Source organism: Caldimonas sp., from assembly GCF_046291045.1.
Classification (GTDB): Bacteria; Pseudomonadota; Gammaproteobacteria; order Burkholderiales; family Burkholderiaceae_C; genus Caldimonas.
This window is the reverse complement of sequence record NZ_JBKBSL010000043.1, coordinates 1-12,884: the sequence shown is the minus strand read 5'-3', so window position 1 is coordinate 12,884 and position 12,884 is coordinate 1. Positions and strand designations below refer to the sequence as shown.

Here is a 12,884-nt window from a genome sequence, read left to right as displayed (position 1 = left end):
CCCGGGCCGCCGCGCCGGGCCGCCCCAAGCAAGGCCCGGCCCCCCTCGGGGGGGTGGCGGCCGGTATGGACGCCGGGGGGTTGTCCCGGGCCGCCGCGCCGGGCCGCCCCAAGCAAGGCCCGGCCCCCCTCGGGGGGGTGGCGGCCGGTACGGACGCCGGGGGGTTGTCATGACCCCCCGCAAAGGCCTCATCCTTGCCGGAGGCTCCGGCACCCGGCTGCACCCGGCCACGCTGGCCATCAGCAAGCAGCTGCTGCCGGTGTACGACAAGCCCATGATCTACTACCCGCTGTCGGCCCTGATGCTGGCGGGCATCCGCGAGATCCTCATCATCTCCACGCCGCAGGACACGCCGCGCTTCCAGCAGCTGCTGGGCGATGGCAGCGCCTGGGGCCTGTCGCTGCAGTACGCGGTGCAGCCCAGCCCGGACGGCCTGGCCCAGGCCTTCCTGATCGGTGAGCGCTTCCTGGACGGCGCCCCCAGCGCGCTGGTGCTGGGCGACAACATCTTCTACGGCCACGACCTGGCCTCGCGCCTGAAGGCGGCGCAGGCCCGCGCGCGCGGGGCCACGGTGTTCGCCTACCCGGTGCACGATCCCGAGCGCTACGGCGTGGTGGAATTCGATGCGGCCGGCCGGGCCATCAGCCTGGAAGAAAAGCCCAAGCAACCCAAGAGCCGCTATGCGGTCACGGGCCTGTATTTCTACGACGCCCAGGTGGTCGAGCGCGCCAAGGCGCTCCAACCCAGCGCGCGTGGCGAACTCGAGATCACCGACCTCAACCGCTTGTACCTGCAGGCCGGCGAACTCGACGTGCAGGTGCTGGGCCGCGGCGATGCCTGGCTCGACACCGGCACGCACGACTCCCTCATCGAGGCCAGCCAGTTCATCCAGACGCTGGAAAAGCGCCAGGGTCTGAAGATCTGCTGCCCCGAGGAGATCGCCTGGCGCCAGGGCTGGATCAGCGCCGACCAGCTCGCCGGCCTGGCCGCCCCGCTGGCCAAGAGCGGCTACGGCCAGTACCTGCAGCAACTGCTTTCCGAGAAGGTGTTCTGATGAACGTCATCGCCACCCGACTGCCCGAGGTGCTGATCTTCGAGCCGCGCGTCTTCGGCGACGAGCGCGGCTTCTTTCTCGAAAGCTTCCGCCAGACCGTCTTCGACGAGGCCGTCGGCGCCCATTTCGATTTCGTGCAGGACAACCATTCGCGTTCGCGCCGCGGCGTGCTGCGCGGCCTGCACTACCAGCTCGACCCGCAGGCCCAGGGCAAGCTCGTGCGCGTCACCCAGGGCCGGGTGTTCGACGTGGCGGTGGATGTGCGCCGCTCCAGCCTGCGCTTTGGCCAATGGGTGGGCGTGGAGCTCAGCGGCGAGAACCACCGCCAGCTCTGGGTGCCGCCGGGCTTTGCGCACGGCTTTCTGGTGCTCAGCGACAGCGCCGACTTCCTCTACAAGACCACGAACTATTACGCCCCGCAGGCCGAGCGCTGCATCCGCTGGGACGACCCGGCGATTGGCATCCAGTGGCCCGACGCGGGCGTGGCGCTCCAGGTGTCGGCCAAGGACGCCCAGGGCGCGAGCCTGGCGCAGGCCGACGTCTTCGCCTGAGCAGGCGCCGGGCGGGGGAGGTAAGCTCGCGCCCATGTTGCGCATCATCACCTCCAACCTCAACGGCATCCGCTCGGCGGCGAACAAGGGCTACTTCGACTGGCTGGGCCAGCAGCAGGCCGACATCGTCTGCCTGCAGGAGATCAAGGCCCAGGACGGCGACCTCACCGAGGCCATGCGGGCCCCGCACGGCCTGCAGGGCTGGTTTCACTGCGCCGAGAAAAAGGGCTATTCCGGTGTGGGCCTGTACAGCCGCCATGCGCCCAGCGATGTGAGGATCGGCTTCGGCTCGGCCGAGTTCGATGCCGAGGGCCGCTACGTCGAAGCCCGCTTCGACACGCCCTCGCGCAAGTTCTCGGTCATCAGTTGCTACTTCCCCAGCGGCTCCAGCTCGCAGGAGCGCCAGCAGGCCAAGTACCGCTTCCTCGACGAGTTCTTCCCCCACCTGCAGCGCCTGAGGGCCGAGCGCGAGTTCGTGCTGTGCGGCGACGTGAACATCGCGCACAAGGAAATCGACCTCAAGAACTGGAAGAGCAACCAGAAGAACAGCGGCTTCCTGCCCGAGGAGCGCGCCTGGTTCACCCGCGTGGTCGACGAGATCGGCCTGGTGGACGTCTACCGCCGCCTGTACCCCGATGCCACCGGCGAGGCCTACACCTGGTGGAGCAACCGGGGCCAGGCCTGGGCCAACAACGTGGGGTGGCGCATCGACTACCACGTGGCCAGCCCGGCGGTGGCCGAGACCGCTCGCGCGGCCAGCGTCTACAAGGCGCAGCGCTTTTCCGATCACGCGCCGCTGACCATCGAGTACGACTTCACGGTCTGAGCTGCGGCGTGGGGGCTCGCGCCCTCAAGCCCTTTTGCTCCGAGCCGATGATGGACCCTGTTCTCGTGTTCTCGTCATCGGAGTGCGTCTCATGTGGAAGCATGCAGCCGCGGCCTTGGGGGCCGCATTCGGTTTGGCGTCGGCCCAGGCCGGCGAAATCTACGGCAACATCGGCTTGCCGGGCGTGATGATCGGCTATGCGCAGCCGCTGAACAGCCATTTCGGCGTGCGCGTGGATGTGGCGACCTTGGGCCGCCGCAACGCCGACGGCACCGAAGAAGGCATCGACTACGAGGGTCAGGCCCGTGCCCACCGGGCCGGGGTGTTCGCCGACTGGTTCGTCTTCGGTGGCGGATGGCGCCTGACCGGCGGCCTCACCGTCAACGACATGCGGGTGGATCTTTCCGGCCGCGGCAATGGCGGCACCATCGAGATCGGCAGCACCACCTATGTCACCCAGCCCGGCGACCGCTTCGACGTGCGCATCAAGTTCCCGCGCGTCACGCCCTATCTGGGCATCGGCTATGGCCACCAGCCCGCCGGCGCGGGGTGGGGTTTCGTGTTCGATCTGGGCGCTTCGATCGGCAAGGCCAAGGTCAGCGCTTCCACCACCATCGCCGGTGTGACGCAGGACGACATCGACCGCGAGCTCGAGGAGCTGCGCGATGGCGTGGGCAAGGTGCGCGCGATCCCGCAACTGAGCCTCGGGGTGAACTACCGCTTCTGAACTCGCCGCGGGGGGCATCCACGCAAAAAGGGGGGGGCTGGCGCCCTTCCCCGGGGCCGGCCCTGGGGAATAATGGGCGCACACCCAGTCATGGACGTCGTGAACCCCCCCCGTCGGGCCGCCGCCCCCAGTTTTTCCCCGGTCGAGTTCCGCCAGGCGCTCGGCAGCTTCGCCACCGGCGTGACCATCGTCACCGCCCGGGCCGGCGACGGCCGTCTGATCGGGTTGACGGCCAATTCCTTCAATTCCGTCTCGCTCGACCCGCCGCTGGTGTTGTGGAGCCTGTCGCGCCTGGCGGGGTCGATGCCGGCCTTCGAGCGCGGTTCGCACTACGCCATCCACATCCTGGCGGCCGACCAGATGGCCCTGGCCGAGCGCTTCGCCACCAAGGGGGTCGATCGTTTCGCCGGCTTGGCCTGGCGCGAGGGGGCCGGGGGGGCGCCGCTGCTGGAGGGCGTGGCCGCCGTCTTCGAATGCTTCAACCGCAGCCGCTACGAGGAAGGCGACCACGTCATCTTCGTCGGCGAGGTCGAGCGTTGCGAGCGGCGCGCCGGGGCCTCGCCACTGATCTTCCACGGCGGGCGCTACTTCACCGAACTGCCGTTGTGAGTCCTTGAAGTCAGGCGGTGCGTCGCCATCTCCCGGGCAGACCCCGGAGGTTTCCATGCACATCGCCTGCCCCCACTGCCACACCCTGAACCGTGTGCCCGACGAGCGCCTGGCCGACGCTCCGGTGTGCGGGCAGTGCAAGCGTCCCCTGACGCCGGCCGAACCCGTCGCCCTGACCGATGCCAGCTTCGATGCCGTGGTCTCGCGCACCGAGCTGCCGGTGCTGGTCGACTTCTGGGCGCCCTGGTGCGGGCCGTGCCGGATGATGGCACCGCAGTTCGAGCAGGCCGCGCGCGAGCTGGGCGGCCGGGTGCTGTTCGCCAAGGTCAACAGCGACGAGAACCCCCGGACCTCGGTGCGCCACCGCATCCGCAGCATCCCGACGATGGTGTTGCTGCAAGGCGGGCAGGAGGTGCGGCGCATCTCGGGAGCGATGGGCGCACGCGATCTGGTGCGCTGGCTGCAGTCCGGGTGAACGCCGCCTGAGCGCAGCGCTCCGGAAGGCGGCACAATCATCGGATGATTGAACGCCGCTCCCATCTCGATTCCCGCGCCATCACGCTGCTGCTGGGCTGCTGCCTGTTGTGGGGCCTGCAGCAGATCGTCGTCAAGGCCACGCTGCCGCTGATGCCGCCCATCGCCCAGGCGGGGCTGCGTTCGGGCATCGCGGCGCTGCTGGTGTGGGCCTGGGCGTCGTGGCGCGGCATCGCACTCTTCTCGCGCGACGGGACGGGGTGGCCGGGGCTGCTGGCCGGCGCGCTCTTTGCAGCCGAGTTCGTGTGCATCTACATCGGCCTGGGCCACACGGCGGCTTCGCGGCTGGTGGTGCTGCTGTACCTCTCGCCCTTCGTGGTGGCCGCGGGCATGCCCTTCATCAGCGCGGCCGAGCGTCTGTCGATGCGCCAGACGGCCGGCCTGGGCCTGGGCTTTGCGGCGGTGGTGCTGGCCTTCAGTGAGGGGCTCGGCGGTGCGGCCGCGCCGGCCGGCTCCACGCAGTGGCTGGGCGATGCGCTGGCGGTGCTGGCCGCGCTGCTGTGGGGGGCCACGACGCTGGCCATCCGCGCCACGCGCCTGGCCACGGCCTCGCCGGAAAAGACGCTGTTCTATCAACTCGCCGTCTCGGGCGTGGTGCTGACGGCGTTGTCGCCGCTCACGGGGGAATCCTGGACACTGCACTGGACCGGCGCGGCCTTATGGGGTTCGATGTTCTTCCAGGCCGTCGTCGTGGCCTTCGCGAGCTACCTGGTGTGGTTCTGGCTGATCCGTCACTACCCGGCCACGCGGCTGGCCTCGTTCACCTTCCTCACCCCGCTGTTCGGCCTGGTGATGGGCTGGCTGCTGCTGGGCGAGGCGATCACGCTGCGCCTGGCGCTGGCCCTGGGCGGCGTGGCGGTGGGGATTTGGCTGGTCAACCGCAAGTGAGGGGCGATCCCGGCGGGGCCGCCCCCGGCTTGCCGGTCCCTAGAATGGGCGGATGAGCAACCCCTCCCAGCCGCCCGCCAGCGAGCCCCGACCTGCCCCCGCCTACCGACGCAAGCTCTTCTGGGTGGCCCTGCTGTACTTCTCCGAAGGGCTGCCGCTGGGGGTCTTCTACGACATCTTTCCGGTGTACTTCCGCCAGCAGGGCGTGAACCTGGCCGACATCGGCCTGCTCAGCCTGCTGGGCCTGGCCTGGACCGTGAAGTTCCTGTGGGCGCCGGCGGTGGACTGGGTGCGCCGCCACCGCTGGTGGGTGGCGGGCGCGAACTTCGGCATGGCCGCGGTGATGGGCCTGTTCGCCAGCGAACTGGGTTTCGGGCCCTGGGTGTGGGTGGCCATCGGTGCGTTCACGATGCTCTCGGCCACCAACGACATCGCCACCGACGGCTACACCATCGAGCTGCTCACGCGCAAGGAGTACGGCCTGGCCAACGGCTTTCGCATCGGCTTTTACCGCGTGGGCATGCTCACCGCCGGCGCGCTGCTCATGGTGTCGGGCTGGTTCGGCTGGTCGATGGCCTACTTGCTGGGCGCGGCCGTCTTCGTGGGCAACGGGCTGATCGTGCTGTTCGCGCCGCGCGAGCCGGCCCGTCCGGGCACGCCACCGGGCAGCGTGGCCACGGAGCTGGGCCTGCTGCGCCAGCAGCCGCTGTGGGCGCTGGCACTGGCGCTGGTGCTCGCCGGCCTGCTGTGGCCGGTGCTGGGGCCGCTGGCCCGCATCGCGGGCTGGGAGGCCGTGGCGGCGGTGAGTGGCTCCTGGTGGTTCCGCGGCGCGATCCCCGTGGGCCTGATGTTCGTGGGCGCAGGCCTGATGGTGACAGCCGCCAACGGCCCGCGGGCGGCGCTGATGCGCGATGGCCCGGTCTTCGGGGCCTGGGTGGAGCTGCTCTCGCGCCGCGGCATGGTGACCATCATCCTGTTCATCTTGCTGTTCAAACTCGGCGATGCGGCCATGGGCTTCATGGTCAAGCCCTTCTGGGTGGACAGCGGCTTTTCGAACCAGCAGATCGGCCTGGTCAGCGTCAACCTGGGCCTGGCCCTGTCGATCGCCGGCGGGCTGGTCGGGGGCTGGTATGTGGACCGCGTGGGCATCTTCCGTGGCCTGTGGGTGCTGGGCCTGTGGCAGGCGCTGTCCAACCTGGGCTATGCAGCCGCGGCCTGGTACGTGCCTCGCGTGCTGCCTGGGGCCGATGGCATCGTGCAGCCGGTCGATCTGCCGCTTGTGCATCAGGCGGCGGTGTACGCCGCCAGCGCCCTGGAGAGCTTCACCGGCGGCCTGGGCACCGGGGCCTTTCTGGCCTTCCTGATGGCCATCACCAGCCGCGCCAAGGCCACCACCGAATATGCGATCCTCTCGTCCATCTTCGCCTTCAGCCGCGCCGTGGCCGGCTGGGCGGGGGGCATCGGCGCGCAGGAGATGGGGTATGCAGCCTACTTCTTCCTGACCTTCTGGCTGTCCTTCCCCGCCTACTTGCTGCTGCGCCAGGTGCGGGCGATGCTGGAACAACAGGAACACCGAGAGATCTGAGCCCCATGGACCATGATCTGCATGCCGGCCTGAACGAACGGGCCCACTGCGCGATGTGCCAGGCGATGGCGGCCGTGGCCGCGGCCGCGCCGGGTCGTCTGACGCCCGCCCAGCCCGGGCGGCGGCTGTTCACCGGGGCCCTCGTGGCCGCTGGCCTGGGGGCGGCGCTGCCCGCGGCGGCTCAGCGCGACGGCGTGGACGTGGGGGGCACCTCGGGCTTCACCCGGCTGGTGCCGGCCGAGCAGATCGAGCAGGCCGCCGCCCAGCAGTACCGACAGATGCTGCGCGAGGCCCAGGCCAATCAGGCCCTGGCCGGCCCCAGCCATCCGCAGCTCGTGCGCCTGCGCTTCATCGCCGAGCGCATGATCCCGCATGCCCACCCCTGGAACCCGCGTTCGCGCCAGTGGCAGTGGGAGGTCAACCTCATCGGCGCCCGGCAGATCAACGCCTTTTGCATGCCCGGCGGGAAGATCGCCTTCTATACGGGCATCCTGCAACAGCTCAAGCTGACGGACGACGAGGTGGCGATGATCATGGGCCACGAGATGGCCCACGCCCTGCGCGAGCATGCGCGCGAGCGCATGGGCAAGACGGCGGCCACGCGGCTGGGGGCGGGCCTGATCTCCAGTCTGCTCGGGCTGGGCAATGCCGGCGACCTGTTGCTGAACATGGGGGCGCAGCTCCTCACGCTCAAGTTCAGCCGCGAGAACGAGACCGAGGCCGACCTCGTCGGCCTGGACCTGGGGGCTCGCACCGGCTACGACCCGCGCGCCGGCGTGAGCCTGTGGAACAAGATGATGCAGGCCAGCAAGGGCGCGCCGCCGCAGTTTCTGTCCACCCACCCGGCCGGGGACGCCCGCATCCGCGAGATCGAGTCGGTGCTGCCTCGCGTGATGCCTTTGTACGAGAACGCCGCGCGCCCGCCGCGGCGCTTCGACCCCGCCTGAGGGTCTCGGCCCGGCCCTCAGCCGTCCTCGCTCGGCGCGGGTGCCGTGTCCGCCGGTGCCGTGAAGAGGTCCCAGGCGGCCACGAACAGCGCGGCCACCAGCGGCCCGATCACGAAGCCGTTGATCCCGAAGATCGACATGCCGCCCAGCGTGGACACCAGCACCAGGTAGTCGGGCAGCTTGGTGTCCTTGCCCACCAGGATGGGGCGCAGCAGGTTGTCCACCAGACCGATCACGAACACCCCAAAGGCGATGAGCACCACGGCCTGCACGAAGCTGCCGGTGGCCAGGAAGTAGATCGCCACCGGCCCCCAGATCAGGCTCGCCCCCACGGCCGGCAGCAGCGACAGGAAGGCCATCAGCGTGGCCCACAGCACGGCGCCCTGGATGCCCAGGATCCAGAAGATCAGGCCGCCCAGGGCGCCTTGCGTGACGGCCACCACCACATTGCCCTTGACCGTGGCGCGGATCACGGTGGCGAACTTGGCCAGCAGGTTGCGCTTGTGGACCTCGTCCAGCGGCAGGGCCTGGCGGATGCGCACCGACAGGGCTTGGCCGTCGCGCAGCAGGAAAAACAGCAGGTACAGCATGATGCCCAGGCTCACGACGAAGTGCACCGTGTTCTGCCCGATCGCCAAAGCCTGTGTGGCCACGAACTGGCTGATCTGCGCGGCGGCCGAGGCCAGGCGGTCCTGCACGGCGGCCACGTCGCCCAGGCCGAGGCGGTCCAGCCAGTCCTCGAGCCAGGGCGGGATCACGTCGAGCACCTGCTGCAGGTACAGGCCGAAATTGAGCTCGCCGCTGCGCAGCCGCGCCACCAGCGCGGCGGCCTGCCGCACCAGCGAGGCCGTGATCAGCGCCACCGGCAGGATAACGATCAGCAGGCACACCGCCAGCGTGGCCAGCGCGGCCAGGTTGGGGCGCTCCGGCATGCGGCGCAGCAGCCGCCGGTGCAGCGGCATGAACAGCAGGGCCAGGATGGCGCCCCAGAACACGGCGCCGTAGAAGGGCCAGAGGATCACCAGGAAGGCCAGGCTCACGCCCAGCAGCAGGGCCAGGAAGATCTTGCGGTGCAGGTCGGCGGTGTTCATGAGGCAGGCGTCACGCGGGACAGGTGCCTGCGATTGTGCGTCACCCTCAGGTGCCGCCCACGAAAGGATTGGTGCGTCGTTCCTGCCCGAAGCTGCTCTCGGGCCCGTGGCCCGGGATGAAGATCACGTCGTCGCCCATCGGCCACAGGCGTTGGGTGATGGCGTCGATCAGGGTCTGATGGTCGCCCCCGGGGAAATCGGTGCGGCCGATGCTGCCGGCAAAGAGCACGTCGCCCACGAAGGCGCGCCGGGCCTCGGGCGAAAAGAACACCACATGGCCGGGCGTGTGGCCGGGGCAGTGGCGCACCTGCAGCGTGCAGTGTCCGAGGGTCACGGTGTCGCCGTCGTGCAGCCAGCGCGTGGGGGTGAAGCGCTCGCTGGGCGGGAAGCCGAACATGGCGCCCTGCTGGGGCAGGGCATCGATCCAGAACCGGTCGCCCTCGTGCGGGCCGATGATGGGCAGCCCCTGCTCCCGGGCGAGCTGGGCCGTGGCCCCGGCATGGTCGATGTGGGCGTGGGTGAGCCAGATCTGTTCCAGCGTCACACCCAAGCGCTTCACCTCGGCCCGCAGGCGCGGCAGATCGCCGCCGGGGTCGATGATGGCGGCGCGCTTCGTGTCGTCGCACCAGACGATGGAGCAGTTCTGCTGGAAGGGGGTGACGGGGACGGTGTGGTAGCGCAGCATGGACCGAACCTTAGCCGAAAGCCGGCCCTCATGAAAAAAGGGCCCCTGTCGCCAGGGGCCCTGAAATCTCGCGGGGGGCGAACCCCCAGGAGACAGTTGCAATCGCTGCGATCAGAAGTTGTGCTTCAGGCCGATGTCGAAGCCGGTCTTATGGTCGGCCAGTTCGCTGTCGTTGGCCACGTCGAAGTACACCGTGGTGCGCTTGGACAGGGCGTAGTGGTAGCCGATGGCGAACTTGCTGGAGACGTCGCGGTCCGGATCGACTTCCTCGAGCTTGCCGTATGCCACTTTGACCTCGCCGGCGCCCAGAGGTGCCGTGGCGCCGACCATGTAGCTGCGGTGCTTGTCGGCACCGGTTTCCGGCGTGCCTTGGCCGTAGGCGCCCACCAGGCGGAAGCTGCCGAAGTCGTAGCCGGCGGTGACCAGGTGCCAGGTGTTGTCGTCCACGCCGGCCTTGTTGTAGCCATAGGCCAGCGAGAGCGGGCCCGCGCCGTACGACAGGTTCACCCCGTAGAAGTCTTCGCCGGTGTCGGCTTCATCCAGAGCGTACTGTGCCTGGGCGCGCAGGCCGCCGAAGCTGGGCGAGGTGTAGGTGATGGAGTTGTTCTGACGCGAAGGCAGGATGTCGCCGAACAGGATCGACTCCATCGCACCCACGGTCTCACCGCCCCAGGGATCGGCACGGTTGGCGATGTTGCGCGCCGGGGTGTACTCGCGGCCTAGCACGACCTGGCCGAAACCGCCTTCCAGACCCACCACCGAGCGGCCGGCCCAGAACGTGCTGCCGGCGGTGCCGGTGTCGGCATTGAAGCGGTGCTCGATGTTGAACAGGGCCTTCAGGCCGCCGCCCAGGTCTTCCACACCACGCACGCCCAGGCGGCTGCCCGAGCCTTGCTCCAGGCGGGTGATGTCGTCACCGAGGCCGCGCTGCAGGCCGAGATCCACACGGCCGTACAGCGTGACATTGGATTGCGCCTGTGCCGCAGCAGCCAGGCCGCCGAGCACGGCGAGCGCGATGAGCGATTTCTTCATGTCTTCTACCTCAACAAAGGGTTGACGTTCCGGGGGCTTCGCCCCCGGGCTGTCGCGGGGGAAGCGACGGGCCTGGCGAAGTGGACCAGGCCCGGACGACGGGACTAGGTAGTAACCCCAGTGTCAAGCCCGGGTTTGCGTCAAACGCGACAGCCCTCTCCGGCCCTGCCGACGGTGCGTGTCGCTGCCCGCGAACCCCGTAGGGATGCGGGTTGTCGGCCGATCGGGCCGTCGGCGGCCGGGTCGTTTCGGCGATCGTTTCCGATTCCGCAATGCTCCATTGCCGATCCTTCGCTGCCCTGGTGCTAGGATGCGCCCAGGCCGTGCATCGGGCACGGCCCACGTCGCTCGGACGGTTCCGGGCGCTCACGTTGAAAGCCACTGCATGACCAGCTCTCCGGGTCAGCGCCGCTTTGCGCGCATCGACCGCCTGCCCCCCTACGTCTTCAACATCACGGCCGAGCTCAAGCTGGCCGCCCGCCGCCGCGGCGAGGACATCATCGACATGAGCATGGGCAACCCCGATGGCGCCACGCCGGCGCACATCGTGGCCAAGCTCGCCGAGGTGGCCCAGCGGCCGGACACCCATGGCTACTCGGCCTCCAAGGGCATCCCGCGCCTGCGCCGGGCCATCGCGCATTGGTACCAGGGCCGCTATGGCGTGGAGATCGACCCCGATCGCGAGGCCATCGTCACCATCGGCTCCAAGGAAGGCCTGGCCCACCTGATGCTGGCCACGCTCGACCGCGGCGACACCGTGCTCGTGCCCGACCCGAGCTATCCCATCCACATCTACGGCGCGGTGATCGCCGGCGCCGACATCCGCTCCGTCCCCATGGTGCCCGGCGTGGACTTCTTCGCCGAGCTGGAGCGCGCCATCCGCGGCAGCTACCCCAAGCCCAAGATGATGGTGCTGGGTTTTCCGAGCAACCCCACCGCCCAATGCGTGGAGCTCGACTTCTTCGAGCGGGTGATCGCGCTGGCCAAGAAGCACGAGATCCTCGTCGTGCACGACCTGGCCTATGCCGACATCGTCTTTGACGGCTGGAAGGCACCCTCCATCATGCAGGTGAGCGGCGCCAAGGACGTGGCGGTGGAGTTCTTCACGCTCAGCAAGAGCTACAACATGGCCGGCTGGCGCGTGGGCTTCATGGTGGGCAATGCCGACCTGGTGGCGGCGCTGGCGCGCATCAAGAGTTACCACGACTACGGCAGCTTCACGCCCGTGCAGGTGGCGGCCATCACCGCGCTGGAAGGCGACCAGCAGTGCGTGAAGGACATTGCCGCGCAATACCAGCGCCGCCGCGACGTGCTGGTCAAGGGCCTGCGCGAGGCGGGCTGGCCGGTCGAGACCCCCAAGGCCTCGATGTACATCTGGGCGCGCATTCCCGAGCGCTACCGTGCGCTGGGCTCGCTGGAGTTCTCCAAGCAGCTTCTGGCGCGCGCCAAGGTGTGCGTTTCGCCGGGTATCGGCTTCGGCGACCATGGTGACGACCACGTGCGCTTTGCCCTCATCGAAAACGAATCGCGCATCCGCCAGGCGGTGCGCGGCATCAAGGCCATGTTCAAGGCCGATGGAGTGACCCCTGCATGAGCGACCCCTTCGAACGCGCCAAGGCGCTCTTCTTCGACGGCCTGGCCCACCTCGAGGCCGGCCGCCTTGGCGAGGCCGAGCGTGCCTTTGCCGAGTCGCTCACGCTCGTGCCAGGCCGCCCGTCCACGCTCAGCAACCTGGGCACGGTGCGCCGCCGCCTGGGCCGGCTCGACGAGGCCTTGCAGGCGTTCGACGAACTGGTGCGCGTGCAACCCGAGGAGGCTGAAGGCTGGCTGTGCCGCGGCGAGGTGCTGCTGCAGCTCGACCGCCATGACGAGGCCCTGGCCGACTACGACCGCTGCCTGGCGCTGGACCCGAACCGGGCGCTGGCCTGGAACCGGCGCGGCAGCCTCCTGCGCCTGGCCGGGCGCACGGAAGAAGCCGCCGATGCCTTCGAGCGGGCGATCACCCTGGGCGACGATTCCGAGACCACCTGCTACTTCCTCGCGTCGGTGGCCGCTCGCAAGGCCCCGCCCGCCGTGGCCCCGGTGGCCTATGTCCAGACCCTCTTCGACGACTACGCCGACGACTTCGACGAGCACCTCGTCGAGGTGCTGCACTACGACGTGCCGCAACGCCTGCTGGGCCCGCTGGCCGGCCAGCGCTTCGGCCAGGCGCTGGACCTGGGCTGCGGCACCGGCCTGTGCGCGCCGCTGCTGGCCCCGTTGGCCGAGGCCGTCGATGCGGTGGACCTGTCCGAACGCATGGTGGCCAAGGCGCGCGAGCGCGGCCTGTATCGCGACGTGACCCAGGCCGACCTG

Annotated in this window: 14 protein-coding genes; 11 read left to right on the top strand and 3 right to left on the bottom strand. The window is 69.4% G+C overall.

Annotated features, from left to right (window positions below):
* The first annotated feature begins 169 nt into the window (after positions 1-169).
* From rfbA to ACK4ZD_RS13370, 9 genes are all read left to right on the top strand, one after another.
* Positions 170-1,054 carry a glucose-1-phosphate thymidylyltransferase RfbA gene (rfbA, locus tag ACK4ZD_RS13410; protein ID WP_409663035.1) on the top strand — a complete coding sequence of 295 codons (885 nt, stop codon included), beginning with the start codon at positions 170-172 and terminating at the stop codon, positions 1,052-1,054.
* The gene (rfbC, locus tag ACK4ZD_RS13405) at positions 1,054-1,605 is read left to right on the top strand and encodes a dTDP-4-dehydrorhamnose 3,5-epimerase (protein ID WP_409663032.1); all 552 of its coding nucleotides are present in this window, start codon (positions 1,054-1,056) and stop codon (positions 1,603-1,605) included. Before rfbA ends, rfbC begins: the two co-directional genes overlap by 1 nt.
* 34 nt (positions 1,606-1,639) lie before the next feature.
* Positions 1,640-2,431, top strand: coding sequence for an exodeoxyribonuclease III (locus ACK4ZD_RS13400; RefSeq protein ID WP_409663029.1), 792 nt, complete (start codon positions 1,640-1,642; stop codon positions 2,429-2,431).
* A 91-nt stretch (positions 2,432-2,522) separates the two neighbouring features.
* Entirely contained in the window at positions 2,523-3,158 is a 636-nt protein-coding gene (locus ACK4ZD_RS13395; RefSeq protein ID WP_409663026.1) for a hypothetical protein, read from the top strand.
* A gap of 90 nt (positions 3,159-3,248) precedes the next feature.
* Positions 3,249-3,767: a flavin reductase family protein gene (locus ACK4ZD_RS13390; protein WP_409663023.1), complete on the top strand. Its 519-nt coding sequence runs from the start codon at positions 3,249-3,251 to the stop codon at positions 3,765-3,767.
* Between the two features lie 55 nt (positions 3,768-3,822).
* Positions 3,823-4,242 (top strand): thioredoxin TrxC, encoded by a 420-nt coding sequence (trxC, locus tag ACK4ZD_RS13385; protein WP_409663021.1) that lies wholly within the window; start codon positions 3,823-3,825, stop codon positions 4,240-4,242.
* Between the two features lie 44 nt (positions 4,243-4,286).
* Positions 4,287-5,189, top strand: coding sequence for a DMT family transporter (locus ACK4ZD_RS13380; protein WP_409663019.1), 903 nt, complete (start codon positions 4,287-4,289; stop codon positions 5,187-5,189).
* 52 nt (positions 5,190-5,241) lie between these two features.
* The gene (locus tag ACK4ZD_RS13375; protein ID WP_409663016.1) at positions 5,242-6,774 is read left to right on the top strand and encodes an MFS transporter; all 1,533 of its coding nucleotides are present in this window, start codon (positions 5,242-5,244) and stop codon (positions 6,772-6,774) included.
* 65 nt (positions 6,775-6,839) lie between these two features.
* Positions 6,840-7,721, top strand: a complete 882-nt coding sequence (locus ACK4ZD_RS13370; RefSeq protein WP_409663054.1) for a M48 family metallopeptidase — start codon at positions 6,840-6,842, stop codon at positions 7,719-7,721.
* A gap of 17 nt (positions 7,722-7,738) precedes the next feature.
* Here the strand turns inward: ACK4ZD_RS13370 and ACK4ZD_RS13365 are convergent, their stop codons facing one another.
* From ACK4ZD_RS13365 to ACK4ZD_RS13355, 3 genes are all read right to left on the bottom strand, one after another.
* Positions 7,739-8,812 (bottom strand): AI-2E family transporter, encoded by a 1,074-nt coding sequence (locus ACK4ZD_RS13365; protein ID WP_409663013.1) that lies wholly within the window; start codon positions 8,810-8,812, stop codon positions 7,739-7,741.
* Between the two features lie 46 nt (positions 8,813-8,858).
* Positions 8,859-9,497: an MBL fold metallo-hydrolase gene (locus tag ACK4ZD_RS13360; protein WP_409663010.1), complete on the bottom strand. Its 639-nt coding sequence runs from the start codon at positions 9,495-9,497 to the stop codon at positions 8,859-8,861.
* 111 nt (positions 9,498-9,608) lie between these two features.
* The gene (locus ACK4ZD_RS13355) at positions 9,609-10,529 is read right to left on the bottom strand and encodes a porin (RefSeq protein ID WP_409663007.1); all 921 of its coding nucleotides are present in this window, start codon (positions 10,527-10,529) and stop codon (positions 9,609-9,611) included.
* A 385-nt stretch (positions 10,530-10,914) separates the two neighbouring features.
* On the opposite strand from ACK4ZD_RS13355, the gene alaC reads away from it, so the two are divergent.
* Both alaC and ACK4ZD_RS13345 read left to right on the top strand, forming a co-directional pair.
* The gene (gene alaC, locus ACK4ZD_RS13350) at positions 10,915-12,123 is read left to right on the top strand and encodes an alanine transaminase (RefSeq protein WP_409663004.1); all 1,209 of its coding nucleotides are present in this window, start codon (positions 10,915-10,917) and stop codon (positions 12,121-12,123) included.
* Positions 12,120-12,884: tetratricopeptide repeat protein (locus ACK4ZD_RS13345; RefSeq protein WP_409663001.1), on the top strand; the 765-nt coding region annotated here is incomplete at its 3' end. The genes alaC and ACK4ZD_RS13345, both read left to right, overlap by 4 nt.